This is a genomic window from Caulobacter sp. (assembly GCF_035254145.1).
GTDB lineage: Bacteria > Pseudomonadota > Alphaproteobacteria > Caulobacterales > Caulobacteraceae > Caulobacter.
In genome coordinates, this window is the sequence record NZ_DATFAV010000242.1 from 1 (window position 1) to 15,885 (window position 15,885).

Annotated in this window: 15 protein-coding genes; 4 read left to right on the forward strand and 11 right to left on the reverse strand. The window is 68.6% G+C overall.

The annotated features are described in order from the left end of the window. The 3 genes from VJ655_RS14855 to VJ655_RS14865 form a co-directional block, all read right to left on the reverse strand. Positions 1 to 861: glycine--tRNA ligase subunit alpha (locus VJ655_RS14855; RefSeq protein ID WP_324112360.1), on the reverse strand; the 861-nt coding region annotated here is incomplete at its 3' end. A gap of 94 nt (positions 862 to 955) precedes the next feature. Further along, positions 956 to 1,921, reverse strand: coding sequence for a fasciclin domain-containing protein (locus tag VJ655_RS14860; protein WP_324112362.1), 966 nt, complete (start codon positions 1,919 to 1,921; stop codon positions 956 to 958). Positions 1,922 to 2,002: 81 nt separating this feature from the next. Then, positions 2,003 to 2,356 (reverse strand): DMT family protein, encoded by a 354-nt coding sequence (locus VJ655_RS14865; RefSeq protein WP_324112364.1) that lies wholly within the window; start codon positions 2,354 to 2,356, stop codon positions 2,003 to 2,005. A 326-nt stretch (positions 2,357 to 2,682) separates the two neighbouring features. Here VJ655_RS14865 and VJ655_RS14870 point away from each other — a divergent pair, with 326 nt between their 5' ends. Together VJ655_RS14870 and VJ655_RS14875 are read left to right on the forward strand one after the other, a co-directional pair. Further along, on the forward strand, positions 2,683 to 3,021 hold the full coding sequence (locus tag VJ655_RS14870) for a P-II family nitrogen regulator (protein ID WP_324112366.1): 339 nt from the start codon (positions 2,683 to 2,685) through the stop codon (positions 3,019 to 3,021). Positions 3,022 to 3,044: 23 nt separating this feature from the next. Next, positions 3,045 to 4,577: an ammonium transporter gene (locus VJ655_RS14875; protein ID WP_324112368.1), complete on the forward strand. Its 1,533-nt coding sequence runs from the start codon at positions 3,045 to 3,047 to the stop codon at positions 4,575 to 4,577. 169 nt (positions 4,578 to 4,746) lie between these two features. Here the strand turns inward: VJ655_RS14875 and VJ655_RS14880 are convergent, their stop codons facing one another. From VJ655_RS14880 to VJ655_RS14895, 4 genes are all read right to left on the reverse strand, one after another. Then, positions 4,747 to 5,382 (reverse strand): peptidylprolyl isomerase, encoded by a 636-nt coding sequence (locus VJ655_RS14880; protein WP_324112370.1) that lies wholly within the window; start codon positions 5,380 to 5,382, stop codon positions 4,747 to 4,749. Between the two features lie 11 nt (positions 5,383 to 5,393). Continuing rightward, positions 5,394 to 6,266, reverse strand: a complete 873-nt coding sequence (locus tag VJ655_RS14885) for a 4-(cytidine 5'-diphospho)-2-C-methyl-D-erythritol kinase (protein WP_324112372.1) — start codon at positions 6,264 to 6,266, stop codon at positions 5,394 to 5,396. Positions 6,267 to 6,308: 42 nt separating this feature from the next. Then, complete coding sequence (locus tag VJ655_RS14890; RefSeq protein ID WP_324112374.1) at positions 6,309 to 8,036, reverse strand: tetratricopeptide repeat protein; 1,728 nt, start codon at positions 8,034 to 8,036, stop codon at positions 6,309 to 6,311. 90 nt (positions 8,037 to 8,126) lie between these two features. Beyond that, positions 8,127 to 9,797 (reverse strand): electron transfer flavoprotein-ubiquinone oxidoreductase, encoded by a 1,671-nt coding sequence (locus VJ655_RS14895; RefSeq protein WP_324112375.1) that lies wholly within the window; start codon positions 9,795 to 9,797, stop codon positions 8,127 to 8,129. Positions 9,798 to 10,009: 212 nt separating this feature from the next. On the opposite strand from VJ655_RS14895, the gene VJ655_RS14900 reads away from it, so the two are divergent. Both VJ655_RS14900 and VJ655_RS14905 read left to right on the forward strand, forming a co-directional pair. After that, positions 10,010 to 10,828 (forward strand): uracil-DNA glycosylase, encoded by an 819-nt coding sequence (locus VJ655_RS14900; RefSeq protein ID WP_324112377.1) that lies wholly within the window; start codon positions 10,010 to 10,012, stop codon positions 10,826 to 10,828. Between the two features lie 52 nt (positions 10,829 to 10,880). Continuing rightward, on the forward strand, positions 10,881 to 12,494 hold the full coding sequence (locus VJ655_RS14905) for a lytic transglycosylase domain-containing protein (protein ID WP_324112379.1): 1,614 nt from the start codon (positions 10,881 to 10,883) through the stop codon (positions 12,492 to 12,494). A gap of 43 nt (positions 12,495 to 12,537) precedes the next feature. Here the strand turns inward: VJ655_RS14905 and VJ655_RS14910 are convergent, their stop codons facing one another. The 4 genes from VJ655_RS14910 to VJ655_RS14925 form a co-directional block, all read right to left on the reverse strand. Continuing rightward, complete coding sequence (locus VJ655_RS14910) at positions 12,538 to 13,014, reverse strand: cell wall biosynthesis glycosyltransferase (RefSeq protein ID WP_324112380.1); 477 nt, start codon at positions 13,012 to 13,014, stop codon at positions 12,538 to 12,540. Between the two features lie 50 nt (positions 13,015 to 13,064). Next, positions 13,065 to 14,153, reverse strand: coding sequence for a PA0069 family radical SAM protein (locus tag VJ655_RS14915; RefSeq protein ID WP_324112449.1), 1,089 nt, complete (start codon positions 14,151 to 14,153; stop codon positions 13,065 to 13,067). A 95-nt stretch (positions 14,154 to 14,248) separates the two neighbouring features. Then, positions 14,249 to 15,508 carry an RNA polymerase sigma factor gene (locus VJ655_RS14920; protein ID WP_324112381.1) on the reverse strand — a complete coding sequence of 420 codons (1,260 nt, stop codon included), beginning with the start codon at positions 15,506 to 15,508 and terminating at the stop codon, positions 14,249 to 14,251. Then, positions 15,505 to 15,876 (reverse strand): YciI family protein, encoded by a 372-nt coding sequence (locus tag VJ655_RS14925; protein WP_324112384.1) that lies wholly within the window; start codon positions 15,874 to 15,876, stop codon positions 15,505 to 15,507. The genes VJ655_RS14920 and VJ655_RS14925 overlap by 4 nt, the downstream gene beginning before the upstream one ends. Between the last annotated feature and the right edge of the window lie 9 nt (positions 15,877 to 15,885).

Here is a 15,885-nt window from a genome sequence, read left to right on the forward strand (position 1 = left end):
CAGCTTACAAAGGTCGCGGATGCGGCCGATGTAGCTGGCGCGCTCGGCGACGGCGATCGCGCCGCGGGCGTTCATCAGGTTGAAGAGGTGGCTGGCCTTCAGGACCATGTCGTAGGCGGGCAGGACGAGCGCCTTGCCCTGGTACGAGCGGGCCAGCATCAGCGGCACCTGCTCTTCCATCTGCTCGAACTGCTGCTTGAGCACGGCGACGTCGTAGCCATGGAAGTTGGCTTCCGACTGCTGGCGTTCGTTCTCGAGGAACACGTCGCCATAGGTGGTCGCGCCCAGTGGCGAATCCGGGTCGTTGAACGGCAGGTCGTAGACGTTGTCGACGCCGAACACGTACATGGCTAGGCGTTCCAGACCGTAGGTCAGCTCGCCGGCCACCGGCGAGACGTCCAGGCCGCCGACCTGCTGGAAGTAGGTGTACTGCGACACTTCCATGCCGTCGCACCAGACTTCCCAGCCCAGGCCCCAGGCGCCGACGGTCGGGTTTTCCCAGTCGTCCTCGACGAAGCGGATGTCGTGGGTGCGCAGATCCAGGCCGATCGCCTCCAGCGAGCCGAGATACAGGTCCTGCATGTTCTCGGGGTTCGGCTTCAGGATCACCTGGTACTGATAGTAGTGCTGCAGGCGGTTGGGGTTCTCGCCATAGCGGCCGTCGCCCGGACGGCGCGAGGGCTGCACATAGGCCGCGTTCCACGGCTTGGGGCCCAGGGCGCGCAACACCGTGGCCGGGTGCAGGGTCCCTGCCCCCACCTCCACGTCATGCGGCTGCAGGATGATGCAACCCTGCCGGCTCCAATAGTCGTGGAGCGTCAGGATCAGGCTTTGGAAGGACTTGGGTTTTTCGCGCGACATCAATCGAAGCAGGCCTAGAAAAAAGTCGGCGGACCATAGGGCCCGCCGACCGGTGCTTCAAGCGATGTCCTGACCGTTGAGGCCAGGTCCGCGACTAGTTTCCCTTGGGCGCGGTGCGCTTGCCGGCGTTCGACATCGGCTTGCCGTACTTGGCCCGGTTCTCCGGTGTGTCGGCCACCGGGCCGTTGGAGACGACGTTCGGATCGCCGGCCTTCAGCGAAGCCTGGGCCTCGGGCGACTGCGACGACACCGGAACCGTCCCGGCGGTGTTCACCCCGGCGGCCGGCGCGGCCGTGGCCGAGGGCGAAGCGGCCGGATCGGCGGCCATGTCGGTCGAGGTCGCCGGCGTCGCGGGGGTCGGATTGGTCGCGGCCGGGGCCGTTGTAGTCGGGGTCTGGGCGCCCGCTTGCTCGGGCGGCGCGGGCGGCGAGACCTGCTCGTTGGCGGCGACGTTCATGGTCGCGGCGGCGTCCGTCGCGGCCGGCGTGGACGCCGCGGCGGCCTGCAGGGCCGGCACGTCCTTGGGCAGCAGGACCTTATCCACCACGTGCAGCACGCCGTTGCTGGCCATCACGTCGGCCTGAACAATGGCGGCGTTGTCGACCATCGGCGTCGTCCCGCTGCCGTCCAGCATCAGCGACGAGCCTTCGACGCTCTTCACCTCGCCCTTGGCGCCCTTGATCTTGGTGGAGTCCACCTTGGCGTTGATCAGGTGGTAGGTCAGCACCTTCTGCAGCATCGGGCCGTTTTCCGGCAGCATCAGCTTTTCCAGCTCGCCGGCCGGCAGCGCCGCGAAGGCCGCGTCGGTCGGGGCGAACAGAGTCAGGTTCTGATTGGTCTTCAGGACGCTGGTCAAGTTCACGGCCGAGACGGCCTTCAGGAAGGTCGAGAACTGGCCCGAGGCCGTGGCGGTTTCGATCAGGTCGCCCTTGGCCACGACGGGCGAGGCGGCGGCCGGCGCCTGCGCGGCGGGCGCCGGAGCGGCGGCGGTCTGGGCGTGGGCGGCGCCAGCCATCAGGGCGATGGCGGCGGCGGCGGTCAGGAGGCGCTTGGTGTTCATGGTCGAGTTCCTCTCGGTTCGAGCGGTGTACGCCCGGACCCCGGACTCGGTTCCGCGATCACGCCCTCGTGATCTCCATTTCTAGCCGCGAGAAAAGAACACCAGCGCCGCGCCACAGACGATCAGGCCGAAACCCGCCAAGGTCGTCCAGCGGATCGCTTCTCCCAGATAGAAATACGAAAACAGCGTGAAGACGATCAAGGTGATCGCCTCTTGCCCGGTCTTGAGCTGGGCCGTCGAATACGTGGCGCTTCCAAGGCGATTTGCCGGAACGGCGAGCATGTATTCAGGAAGCGCGATCATCCAGCTGGACAATATCGCCACCGGCAGGGCCAGACTCTTGTGCTTCAGGTGGCCGTACCAGGCGAACGTCATGAAGACGTTGGACGCCACCAGCATCAGCCACGGCGCGATCTTCAGGACGATGGGCGGCATGTCTGCGAGCTCCGGTGTTGGCCCCTGGGGATTCCGCCAACCTAGGACAAGAGCCCCGCTGCAAACCAGAGCCCTCCCGTCGGGCGAAATCGCCGCTTTATGACGCAGTCGCGATGCGCCTCGCCCAGAATTTAGGCGCCTTGCCTATTTCCTTTCCAAAACCTTGTCGCCGCGCGCCGTCACCGAACCGTCGCCGATAGCGTGGCCGGGCCGGGGAAACGATGCAGCGCATGATGTGCGGCGTCGGCGGTGATCACACCGGGGGCGATCTCGCTTCCTGCAACCAAGCAAACAAGCCCGCGTCGCGGCGGGCCGGAGCAAGGCGGATGAAACTGATCATAGCGGTCGTCAAACCCTTCAAGCTGGACGAGGTGCGCGAAGCGCTCGTCGCCGCCGGCGTCGAAGGTCTGACGGTGTCGGAAGTGAAGGGCTACGGCCGCCAGAAGGGCCAGACCGAGATTTACCGGGGGGCCGAGTACCAGGTGAACTTCGTGCCGAAGGTGAAGTTGGAAGCGGTCGTCGACGATGCGTCGGCCGCCAAGGCGATCGAGGCCGTCAAGGCCGCCGCCGCCACCGGCAAGATCGGCGACGGCAAGATCTTCGTCCTCAATGTCGAGGAAGCCGTCCGCATCCGCACCGGCGAAACCGGCTCGGCCGCGCTGTAATCGGGAACAAGGGGATACCGACGATGAAACTCACCTTTAAACCGCTGGCCGGGCTCTTGCTCGCCGCGACCATCGCGGGGGCTCCGCTGGGGGCGACCGCCTTCGCCCAGGACGTCGCGCCCACGCCGGCCGCCGCCACGACCGCCGCGCCCGCCGAGGCTGCGCCGGCTCCGGCCGCCACGCCCGCCGCCGCCGAGGCTCCCGCGCCCGCCATCGTCGACAAGAACGACAAGGGCGACAACGCGTGGATGCTGACCTCCTCGCTGCTGGTCCTGCTGATGATCCTGCCGGGTCTGGCCCTGTTCTACGGCGGCCTGGTGCGCGCCAAGAACATGCTGTCGGTCATGATGCAGGTCTCGACCGTGGCCATCATCGGTTTCGTCGCCTGGGTTCTGTGGGGCTACAGCTTCGCCTTCACCGATGGCGGCGGCCTCGACACCTTCGTCGGCGGCCTCGGCCGGCTGTTCCTGAAGGATGTGACCCCCGCCAGCAACGTCGCGACCTTCTCGACCGGCGTGGTGATCCCCGAGTTCACCTTCATCGCCTTCCAGTCGACCTTCGCGGCCATCACCGCCGCCCTGGTGGTCGGTTCGCTGGTCGAGCGCATGAAGTTCGCCGCCATCGTCGCCTTCGCCGTCCTGTGGCCGCTGCTGTCGTACTATCCGATGGCCCACATGGTCTGGTGGTGGCCGGGTCCCGACGCGATCGCCACGGCTCCGACCGCGCCGATCAAGTCGGGCCTGATCTGGGGCTTCGGCGCCCTGGACTTCGCCGGTGGCACCGTCGTCCACATCAACGCGGGTATCGCCGCCCTGGTCGGCGCCCTGATCCTCGGCAAGCGCCAAGGCTTCGGCAAGGAGCCGATGCCCCCGCACTCGTTGACCCTGACCCTGGTCGGCGCTGGCCTGCTGTGGGTGGGCTGGTTCGGCTTCAACGCTGGTTCGAACCTCGAGTCGAACGGCTACGCCTCGCTGGCCATGATCAACACCTTCGTCGCCACCGCGGCCGCCGGCCTGTCGTGGATCATCGTCGAATGGGCCACTCGCGGTAAGCCGTCGGCCCTGGGCCTGGCCTCGGGCATCGTCGCCGGCCTCGTCGCCGTCACCCCGGCGGCCGGCTTCGCCGGTCCGATGGGCTCGGTGATCCTGGGTCTGGTCGTCTCGCCGATCTGCATCTTCTTCTGCTCGGTCGTGAAGAACGCCCTGAAGTACGACGACAGCCTGGACGCCTTCGGCATCCACGGCATCGGCGGCATCGTCGGCGCCATCGGCACCGGCTTCCTGGTCAACCCCGCCTGGGGCGGCGCCGGCATCGTCGACTACACCAGCTGCGCCAAGGACGGCGACATCTCGACCTGCGACAACGCCGTCTACAGCATGGGCACGCAAGTGATGGCCCAACTGAAGGGCGTCGGCGTCACGATCGTCTGGTCGCTGGTCGCTTCGGTGATCGTCTTCTTCGTGATTAAGCTGATCATCGGCCTGAAGGCTTCGCCGGAAGCCGAGGAAGAAGGCCTGGATATCTCGGAACACGGCGAACGCGCCTACCACAGCTAAGGCTGGCGCACCGTCGGGAGCTCAGGGGCGCGGAGGGCAACCTCCGCGCCCTTTCTCTTTGTCCGCGGATCAGGGTCCGCGGATCAGGACGGATCGATATTCGGACGCCCTACCCACCCGTTGCGGACGCCGAGTAAGATCCCTCTCTCTAAGAGAGGGATTTCACGTCCTAGACCCGCCGCGCCGTGACGATCGGCACGGGCGGATCCAGCATCTGGCCCTTCATCACCGGGTTGGTCGCCTCGCCCGGCGTGGGCAGGTTCAGGATCTTGTGGACCACCTCCATGCCCTTGATCACCTGCCCGAACGCCGCGAAGCCGACATTGTCGCCCTCCCCGGCCGGATTGGCGTCCAGGTAGGGCGCCTCGCCCACGCAGATGAAGAAATCGGAATCGCCCGTGCCAGGCGCCCTGCGGGCCAGTGACACCGTCCCGTCGACGTGACGCAGGCCCGTCTGGCTGGTGGGTTCGTGCGCGATTGGCGGAAGCAGCTTGCGCGTGTCGCCCTGTAGCCCACCCTCGATCAGGCCGTAGTCCACCGGACTGTTGGCCTTGGCGGAACGCCAGAAGCTGGCCCCGTCATAGCGCTTCTCATCGACATAGCGCAGGAAGTTGGCGACGGTCAGCGGGGCCTGCCGAACCTTCAACGCGATGATGATCGGGCCAAGGCCGGTCTCCAGCGTCACCATCACATCACCTGGCCCCGGCACGATCGGCGCGGGGGTCAGGTTCAGGATCTGGGCCGACGCCAGGCCCGGCGCGGCGGCCAGGCCGCCCAGGACGGTCAGCATGTCACGACGCTTCATGCGTTCCACTCCTAGCTCAGGCGGCAGCGCCGCACCCACCAGTCCGGCCGGATGGCCTCGACGCGCTCGGCCAGCCCCTCGGCCTCGATGTCGCCCGCGCAGAGCGCGAAGCAGGTCGCGCCCGAGCCGGACATCCGGACGAGAAGACTTTCTGGGCCGTCGCGCAGGACGTCCAGCGCTTCGCCGATCAGGGGCTGCAACGCCACGGCGGGCGCTTCGAGATCGTTTCGCGTGGCGACGGCCAGCCAGCCAGCCACCTCCTCGGCGGTCTCCAGCTCGGCCGGCATGAAGGGACGCTCGGCGCCGCCCGGATGCACGGCCCCGTCGTAGGCGCGATAGACCGCCCCCGTCGGCGACGGGACGCCGGGATTGACCAGAACCGCGTGCAGAGGCGGCAAGGCCGGCGCCGGCGACAGGATCTCCCCTCGCCCCTCGGCCATCAAGGCTGTGGCCCGCAAGCAGGCGGCGCCATCGGCGCCGAGGCTCGCGGCCAGCGGCTCCAGATCATCGTCCGTGAACTGGGGCGCCAAGGCGTCGCGCAAGAGCTTGAGAACCGCGCCGGCGTCGCTCGAGCCTCCTCCCAGCCCCGCGGCGATCGGCAGGCGCTTGTCCAGGATCAGGCGATACGGCGGCACGGGCCCGCCGAGCCTGGCGTGGAACGCTCGCGCGGCGCGGAGGACCAGATTGTCGTCGCCCGCCGGAACGCCCGCGCCGAACGGCCCGGAGGTCTCGAAGGCCGGCGCGTCGCTGGGCTGGATCATCACCGCGTCGCCCACGTCGGCGAAAACCATCAGGCTGGAGATCGGGTGATAGCCCTCGGCGTCCGGCCCGCCCACGTGCAGGAACAGATTGACCTTGGCGGGCGCGAAGGCGGAAAGCCGCATGGATCTCTAGGCTCGGATTGACGGGACGCTCGCCCCGATAGCTCAGTTGTTCGCGACCGTCGACTTGGCCGCCGCCGCGGGCTCCAAGCCGTTCTTCAGCTTGGCCTCGGCGTCGGCCTTCTGCTTGTCGTCGGGCTCCAGGCTCAGCACGCGCCGCCATTGGAAGGCCGCCTCGGTCTTGCGCCCGACCTTCCAGTAGGCGTCGCCCAGATGGCCGTTCACGTCCGGATCGCCCGGCTCCAGCTCGACGGCGGCCTCGAGCTTCTCGACCGCGGCCTTGTAGTCGCCCAGCCGGAAATAGGCCCACCCCAGCGAGTCGAGCATGGCCCCGGACTGCGGCCGGGCGTCGACGGCCTTCTGGACCATGGTCAGGGCTTCGGGAAGATGCTCCCCGCGATCGATCCAGGAGTAGCCCAGGAAGTTCAGCAGTTCGGGCTCGTCGGGATTGACCTTCAGCGCCGCCTGCAGGTCGCGCTCGGCCTCGGGCCAGCGGCTGGCCTGCTCCAGGGCCACGGCGCGCAGATAGAGCAGGCGCCAGTCGGGCGCGGCGGCCTCGCGGGCGATGATCGGGTCCAGCACCGCCACCGACTCGCTCCATTGGCCGCCCGCGCGCAGCAGGTCGGCCAAGGCCACCTGGGCGTCACGGTCGTTCGGCGCGGCGGTGGCGGCGGCCTTGGCCACCTCGAGCGCCTTGGCCTTGTCGCCGAGATCGTTCCAAGCCCAGGCAGACTTGCTCTGGGCCGAGACATAATGCGTCGAGGTCGGCGGGACGCGGCCATAGGCCTCGATCGCGCCCTTGGGATCTTCGTTCTGGTTCAGCAGGTCGCCCAGCAGCACCCAGGCCTCGTCGCGGCTGGGGTCAAGCCGCAGGGCCAGGCGCAGATAGGCCTGGGCGAACTGGATCTGCCGCTCGCCGGCGAAGGTCGCCGCGCAGGCCACCAGCCCCTCGGCCGCGCCTTGGCGGATGGTGGGCGCGGCCGGCGGCGCTCCCTTCGAAGCCGCCCGGGTGCGGGCGCGCTGAAGACCCAGATCGTTCGGCGCGGCGCGAAGCGCTGCGTCGTAAAGCGCCACGGCGTCGTCATGGCGCTTGCGACGCTCCAGGAACGCCCCGTAGTCCAAGGTGAAGATGCTGGCCGTCGTCGCGTTGGCGGTCAGGGCCTTGTAGTCGGTCTCGGCCTCGTCATAGCGCTTGGCGCGCTCGAGAAGCCGCGCCTGGCCCTGCTGGCCGAAGAACTGCACCAGCTTGTCGTTTCGCAGGGTCGGCTGGACGACCGCGCCCTCCTTGTCGCCGGCCAGGGCGGCCGCCCAAGGGGCCAGCAAGGCCGCGGCCTGCTGGTGCGGGAACCCCGGCGGCGAGGTCTTCAGCAGCGCCTGGGCCGCCTTGCCGTCGCCGATCGCGATCGCCTCGACGACGCGGGTCAGCACGCTCAGCCGCTTGACGGCCTCATTCGTGTCGGCGGCGGTGGGCGCCGCGGCCGCGGCGCGGGTGATGTCGCCGGCCAGAAGCAGGGCCGTGAAGGAGCGCTCGCCCAGCACGCCGGGATCCTCGCCCAGCGCCGCCGCGGTGTCGAAATAGGTGGCCGCCTGCTTGGACTGCCCGTCCCTCAGCGCCGCCTGCCCCGCCAGGAACTGACCGTAGGGCGTGCGCGTGTCGAACAGCGGCGAGCCCAGCGCGACCGGTCCGCGCATGTGGATCTCGCGAGGGGTCCCGGCGCACGCGGCCAGGACGGAAGCCGAAACACAGGCGAGAAGGACTTTGATACGCGTCATTCCCGCACCCTCGGAGGTTTCGGGACGGTCCGCAACAAAAAGCCTCCCGGCCGGGACCGGGAGGCTCTGGAGACGCGAGGGCCGCCCTCGTCACATGTTCGGATAGTTCGGACCGCCGCCGCCTTCCGGCGTGGTCCAGACGATATTCTGCGACGGATCCTTGATGTCGCAGGTTTTGCAGTGGACGCAGTTCTGGGCGTTGATCTGGAAGCGCGGGTCCTGGCCTTGCTCGTTATAGAGCACCTCGTAGACGCCAGCCGGGCAATAGAGGCGCGCCGGCTCGCCGTACTTGGGCAGGTTGACCGCGATCGGGATCGACGGATCCTTCAGCTTCAGGTGCGCCGGTTGGTCTTCCTCGTGGTTGGTGGCCGACAGGAACACGCTCGACAGCTTGTCGAAGCTGATCACGCCATCGGGCTTGGGATAGACGATCGGCGTGTAGTCCTTGGCCAGGCCCGTCGAGGCCGCGTCGGTCTTGTCGTGCTTCATCGTGCCGAAGAACGAGAAGCCGAACAGGTGGTTGGTCCACATGTCCAGCATGCCGAAGGCGCCGCCCAGGGCGGTGCCGAACTTCCCCAGCAGCGGCTTGGCGTTGCGGACGACCTTCAACTCCTTGGCCACCCACGACGTCTCGTAGGACGCCTGGTAGGCGGTCAGCTCGTCGCTGGCCCGGCCGGCCTGGACGGCCTCGAACGCGGCCTCGGCGGCCAGCATGCCGGTCTTGACGGCGTTATGGCTGCCCTTGATGCGCGGCACGTTGACGAAGCCCGCCGAGCAGCCGATCAGCGCCCCGCCCGGGAAAGTCAGCTTCGGCACGGACTGATAGCCGCCCTCGGTGATGGCGCGCGCGCCATAGGCGATGCGCTTGCCGCCCTCCAGGTGCGGACGCACGGTGGGATGCTGCTTGAAGCGCTGGAACTCGTCGAACGGCGACAGCCAGGGGTTCTTGTAGTTCAGGTGCACGACGTAGCCGATGGCCACGTAGTTGTCGCCGAAGTGGTACATGAAGCTGCCGCCGCCGGTCTTGTTGTCCAGCGGCCAGCCGGTGGTGTGCTCGGCCAGGCCAGGCTGGTGCTTCTCGGGCGAGACCTGCCACAGCTCCTTGATGCCGATGCCGTACTTCTGCGGCGACTTGCCCGCGTCGAGGTTGAACTTGGCGATCAGCTGCTTGGCCAGCGAGCCGCGCACGCCCTCGGCGATGAACACGTACTTGCCGTGCAGCTCCATGCCCGGCTGGTAGTCCGGCTTGTGATGGCCGTCCTTGGCGATGCCGACGACACCGACGACCACGCCCTTGACCGAACCGTCCGCGTTCCAGACGAGGTCCGAGGCGGCGAAGCCTGGATAGATCTCGACGCCCAGTTCCTCGGCCTTGCCGGCCAGCCAACGGGTCAGGTTGGCCAGGGAGGCGATGTAGCAGCCGTGGTTGTGCATGAACGGCGGCATGGCCCACATCGGCAAGCTGAGCTCGCCTTGCGGTCCCAGCAGCTTGAAGCGGTCCTTGGTGACCGGCGTCTCCAGCGGCGCGCCTTCTTCCTTCCAGTTGGGGAACAGCTCGGCCAGGCCCTTGGGGTCGATCACCGCGCCCGAAAGGATATGCGCGCCGACTTCGGAGCCCTTTTCCAGCAGGGCCACGGAGATGTCGGTTCCGGCCTTGGCGGCCATCTGCTTGAGACGGATCGCGGCCGAGAGCCCGGCGGGACCGCCGCCGACGATCACGACGTCGTACTCCATCGACTCGCGTTCGAGGTCTTCGCTCATGGGATCTCCCGGCTGGGCGCCTTGGCCCGTCTTATGACTGTTTGAATCAGAGCTTATCCGAACGTGACGCGGTGGCGGTCAAGCACCTGACTTCGCTTTTTTGCTGCGCCGCAACGTAAAGGCGGCGTCAGGCCTGCGTTCCACCCTATATTCGCCGGCGACGAACGCCAAAACCGCTCACACTTTTGTTCGCCGCGTTCTAAGACGGTGACATGAGCCCCGCCGTCGATCAACGCGCCGTCGAAAGCCTGCTGGCCTTCTGGGCCGACGCTGGTGTCGAAGTCTCTTACGCCGACGCGCCGATCGATCGCCTGGCCGAGGGCGCGGCGATGCTGCGCGCCAAGAGCCAACCGCCGCCGCCCGTTCCTCTCGCCCGTCCCGGCCTGGTGACGACGCGCGCTCCCGATGTCGGCGCGGCGATCGCGGCCGCCAAGGCCGCGGCTGCGGCTTGCGGAGATCTGGAGAGCCTGGCCGCCGCCATCGCCGCGTTCGACGGTTGCCCCTTGAAGACCCAAGGGGCCAAGCAGGCGGTGTTCTACCGCGGCGTCGCCGACGCCCCCTTGATGATCATCGGCGAAGGCCCCGGCGCCGACGAGGACGCCCAAGGCCAGCCCTTCGTCGGCCGCGCCGGCAAACTTCTGGACCGCATGCTGAAGGCCGCTGGTCTGGAGGGCCGGGTCTTCATCACCAACACCGTTTTCTGGCGCCCCCCCGGCAACCGCACGCCCACGCCCCAGGAGCAGGCCGTCTGCGCCCCGTTCGTCGAACGCGCCATCGCCCTGGTGAAGCCGAAGATGCTGCTGCTGGCCGGCGGTGCCTCGGCCAAGGCCATGCTGAAGCGCGACGAAGGCATCCTGTCGATGCGCGGCCGCTGGTTCGAATGGCTCTCCGACGACAAGGCCACCGAACTGCCGGCCATGCCGACCCTGCATCCGGCCTTCCTGCTGCGCACGCCCGCCCAGAAAAAGAAGGCCTGGCAGGACCTTTTGACACTGACCGAGCGGCTTGATCGCCCCGAGAGGCCGCACTAGAAGTCTAGCCGACCAGTCGGAACGGGGACGCGCGCCTGTGGGGGCGGCGCGGATGTTTTCTTTGCAGCTTTGGGCTCGCCCTCTGGCCATGTTTTCGGCCCTCTTCCTGTGCGTGACCGCCTTGGCGGCCCACGCCGGCGCGCTCGAGCCCCTGTCTCAGGACGACATCCGCTCGTATCGAGCCGCTTTCGCCGCCGTCGATCGCGGCGACTTCGACGCGGCCGAGGCGGCCTACGCCAACACCCACGATCACAGCCTGGCCGGCCGGCTGGCCTTCGCCAAGCTGATGCATCCGACGCTCTATTCGGCTCGCTACGACGAACTGACCAGCTGGCTGATGCGATATGGCCAAGAGGCCGGCGCCGAGCGGATCTACGCCCTGGCCAACAAGCGTCGGCCGTCCGGAAAGCGAGTCGCCGCGCCGCCGGTCCCGACCCTGTTCGTCGCCGACGAGACCGCCCCTCCGCCCGCCGACAAGGGCCGCGCCGCGCGCGAGGCCTATTATTCCGGCGACGTCAGCGGCGCCCTGACCCTGGCCATCGCCAGCGGAGAGCGATGGATCGCCGGTCTGGCCGCCTTCCGTCTGGGCGACGCCGCCCGGGCCCAGGGCTTCTTCGAACAGGTCTCCGAAGACCCCAACCAGGACGAATGGCTGCACGCCGCCGGCGCGTTCTGGGCGGCCAGGGCCGCGAGCCAGCTGGGCAAGGAAGCGCGCGCGCAACAGCTTCTGCTCAAGGCCGCCGAGGCGCCGCACACCTTCTACGGCATGATCGCCGCCCGACAGCTCACCTTGGCCGGGGTCGCGCCGCCCGACAACACCGACGACCCCATCGCCGCCCTGATCACGCGCGCGTCCTATGCGGGTCCTGACATCGCTTCCCTGAACCGCCTGATGCAGGCCGATCCCCGCGCCCATCGGGCCGCCGCCCTGGCCCAGATCGGCCGGTGGCGCGAAGCCGGCCAGGAACTGCGCGTCGGCCTTTCCCTGGCCGACACCGAAAGCCTGCGCGGCGACTGGAACGCCCTTGCCCTCGCGCTGAACGCCAATGCGCCCCTGACCGGCGGCCGGCCCACCCGGCGCGTGGGCGGCGAGGACTATCCCCTGCCCGCGCTGGAGCCGATCGGCGGCTTCACGATCGACAAGGCCCTGGTCTACGCCCTGGTGCGCCAGGAGAGCCGCTTCGATCCGCTGGCCGTCTCCAACGCCGGCGCCGTGGGCCTGATGCAGGTCATGCCGGTCGCCGCCGCGCGCGCCGCCGGCGACGACAAGCTGCTGGCCGACACCACCCCGCTGTTCGATCCGGCCTTCAACCTCCGCGTCGGGCAGGACTACTTCACCTGGCTGATGGACCGAGGTCTGCAGAGCCCCGACATCCTGCGCGCCGTCGCGGCCTATAACGGCGGTCCAGGCACGCTGAACCGCACCCTGCAGCGGCTGGGCGCCGACTGCGACAGCCTGCTGCTGATCGAGAGCTTGCCCGCCCAGGAAACCCGCAACTACGTCGAGAAGGTGATGGCCAGCTACTGGACCTATCGGCGGCTGATGGGCGCGGAGACCCGCACCCTGGACGCCGTGGCCAGCGGCGCGCGTCTGGTCGATTTCCGGCTCGACGCGCAGGTCCAGCAGCTCACCTCGATCGGCGAACTGGTCAGCCGGCTGCCGTAGGGCGTTCGGTCCGCCCCTCCGGCATTCGCCGGGGAGGAAGGGATTAGTAGGCCAGCCGCCGCGCCTTCAGCGCCTTCGCCAGCGCGCGCTCGTCGCCGCCCGTCGTCGGCCAGTCCAGCCGCCTGACCAGCACGCCGTGCAGACGCGGCGACCACTTGCCGAGAAGACCACCAGGCATGGCAAGAACCGCCGCCGTTCCGCCGCCGCCCGCCAGATGCTTCTCGACCGGCTCACGCCAGCCCTCGCGCAGGATCGGCGCGGATCGCAGGGTCAGGATCCAGTCGCCCCGCGCCGCCGCCGCCCCGGCCGCAAGCCGCGCCGACGCATCGCCGCCGACCCGGACCAGCCGCGCGCCACTGTCCTCGACCAAGGCTTCGACACCCGGCTCGTCCCCCGGTTCGCCGCCCGCGGCCAGGATCACCTCCTTGACCAGACCATCCACGGCCGCGGGCACCAGCATGGCCATCTGGGCGGCCAGGCCCGGCAAGTCTTCGGAAGCAAGCAGCACGACGGAGATCATGATCCTGCTTCGCCAGAGGGCGGCGCGGGGTCAAGGGTCAATAGGCTCCGTCAAGGACCGAACAGGTCCATCTGCGCCCCGCCCAGCATCGGTCGCTTGAACTGGCTGGCGTCGAGCGGCGTCCACGGCTGGTCCAGGCCGAACTTCTTCACCGCTAGGTGGAAACGCTGGCGCAGCACCTCGGCCACGGGGCCGTCCCCGACCATTCGCTCGCCCCAGCCCGAACGGTAGGTCTCGCCCTGGCGGATCTGGCGCACCAGAGACATCACCTTGCGCGCCCGGTCGGGATGGTCGCTCTCCAGCCACTCCTCGAACAGCTGGGCGATCTCGCGCGGCAGCCGCAGGGCGACATAGCCGGCGCCGCGCGCGCCGGCCTTGGCCGAAGCCTCCAGCACGGCCTCGACCTCGTGGTCGTTGAGGCCGGGAATGGCCGGGGCGAACATGACGGTGACGGGCACGCCCGCCTCGGTCAGGCGTCGCACAGCCTCGATCCGCTTGCCGGGCGTGGCCGCCCGAGGTTCCATGCTGCGCGCCAGCCGCCGGTCGAGGGTCGTGATCGAGATCGCCACCCGGGTCAGCTTTCGCGCCGCCATGGCGCTCAGTACGTCCAGGTCGCGCAGGATCAAGGCCGACTTGGTGATGATCGTGAACGGGTGGCTGTAGCGCTCCAGCGTCTCGATCACCTGTCGCGTCACCCGCAGCTGCTTCTCGTCAGGCTGGTAAGGATCGGTGTCGCCGCCGATGTGGATCGTCGCGGGCTTGTAGCTGGCCTTGGCCAACTCCTTTTCCAGCAGCTCTCCCGCATGCGGCTTGAAGAAGATCTTGCTCTCGAAGTCGAGCCCAGGCGACAGACCCAGATAGGCGTGGTTAGGCCGCGCGTAGCAGTAGATGCAGCCATGACTGCATCCGCGGTAGGGGTTGATCGAGCGGTCGAAGCCGACATCCGGACTCTGGTTGCGGGCGATGATTGTCCGAGACTTCATCGGCTGCAGCTCGGTCTTCAGCTGCCCAGGTTCTTCCTCCTCGCCCCAGCCATCGTCGAACGCCTCGCGCTGGACCGACTCGAAACGCCCCGTCCGGTTCGAGCGCGCGCCCCGCCCTCGGGGAACCGCGCCCTTGATGTTCGTCGCCTCGGCCATGCCCTGAACATGCTCGCGAGAACGGAACATTTCAAGAACATTTCATCCACATGGCCTCGCCTATTTGGCGGCGGAAAGCTGAGCGACGGCCAGGATCAGAGCGGCGCTTTTTCAGCCTCGGCGGTCAGCCGGTCCAGATATTGGCGGATGCTGGCCGCCTCAGCGGCGGTGTTGGCCAGGGCGATCGCCCGGTCGAACGCCTGGCGCGCCTCGCCCCCGCGTCCAGCCTGCAGCAGGAAGGCGCCGCGCGCGCCGTGGAAGTGGAAATAGCCATCCAGGCGCGCGGCCAGAGGCTCGATCATCGCCAGAGCCGCGTCAGGACCTCGCACCTTGGCCGTCGCCACGGCGCGGTTCAGGGTGACCACTGGCGAGGGCTGCATGATCTCCAGCGTCGCATACAACTGGTCGACGCCCGCCCAGTCCGTATCCTCCGGCCTTTCGGCGCGAGCATGCAGGGCGGCGATGGCGGCCTGCACCTGATAGGGGCCGGGCGCGCGCTTGAGCATGGCCTTGTCGATCAGCGCCAGCCCCTCGCCGATCATCTTGTGATTCCAGAGACTTCTATCCTGATCCTCTAGCAGGATGGCCGCGCCGTCGGCGGCGAAGCGCGCGTTCGAGCGCGCATGCTGCAGCAGGAGGAGCGCGGTCAGCCCCATCATCTCCGGCTCGGCCGGGAACAGGCGCAGCAGCAGCCTCGCCAGGCGGATCGCCTCTTCGCACAGGCCGCCCTTGGCCTCGACCGCCTTGCCGCCGGCCGAATAGCCCTCGTTGAAGACCAGGTAGATCATCGCCGCCACGGCGGCGAAGCGATCGGCCCGCTCGACCGGACCCGGGGCCTCGAACGGAGCCTCGCCCGCCCCGATCCTGGCCTTGGCGCGGGTGATCCGCTGTTCCATCGCGGCCTCTCCGACCAGGAAGGCGCGGGCGATCTCGCGGACCGAAAGACCCGAGACGATCCGCAGGGCCAGAGCGATCTGCTGCGTGGCCGGCAGGTCCGGATGGCAGCAGATGAAGAGCAGCCGCAGGACGTCATCGCGATAGTGCGATCCGTCCAGCCGCTCGGCGGCGTCGGCCTCGGCGTCCTCGAGGTTCGACAGCAGTTCCTCGGGCGGCAGCGGCGTATGGCGGCTGGTCTTGCGAACGGCGTCGATGGCGGCGTTGCGGCCGACCAGGATCAGCCAGGCGGCGGGGTCGCGCGGCGGGCCGTTGCGCGGCCAGGACTTCAGCGCCCGCAGGCAGGCGTCCTGGAACGCCTCCTCGGCCGCATCCATGTCGCGGAAATAGCGCAGCAGCGCCGCCATGGCCTGGGGCCGGGCGGCGACGATCGCGCCCTCGATCCAGGCCAGATCGGTCACGCGCCGGCGGCTCCAGGCTGGAACAGCGCGATCGGACGGATCTCGTACGAGCCGCCCGGATTGGCCTTGCCCAGGTCCTTGGCGATGCCCAGCGCGCCGTCGAGCGACTCGCAGTCGACGATGTAGAAGCCCAGCAATTGCTCTTTGGTCTCGGCGAACGGGCCATCCAGCACCAGCGGCGGATCGCGGTCCTTGCGCAGGGTGGTGGCGGCCGTCGTCGGCATCAGCCGGGCGACGGGGCCCAGCCGCCCCTCTTTCGCCAGACGCTCCTGGACGGCGCCCAGCTTTTCCATGACGGCGTCCTCCTCGTCCTTGGACCAGGCGCAGACCACGTCCTCGTAGTTGTAGCAGAGTATGGCGTAGAGCATGGCTGTCCT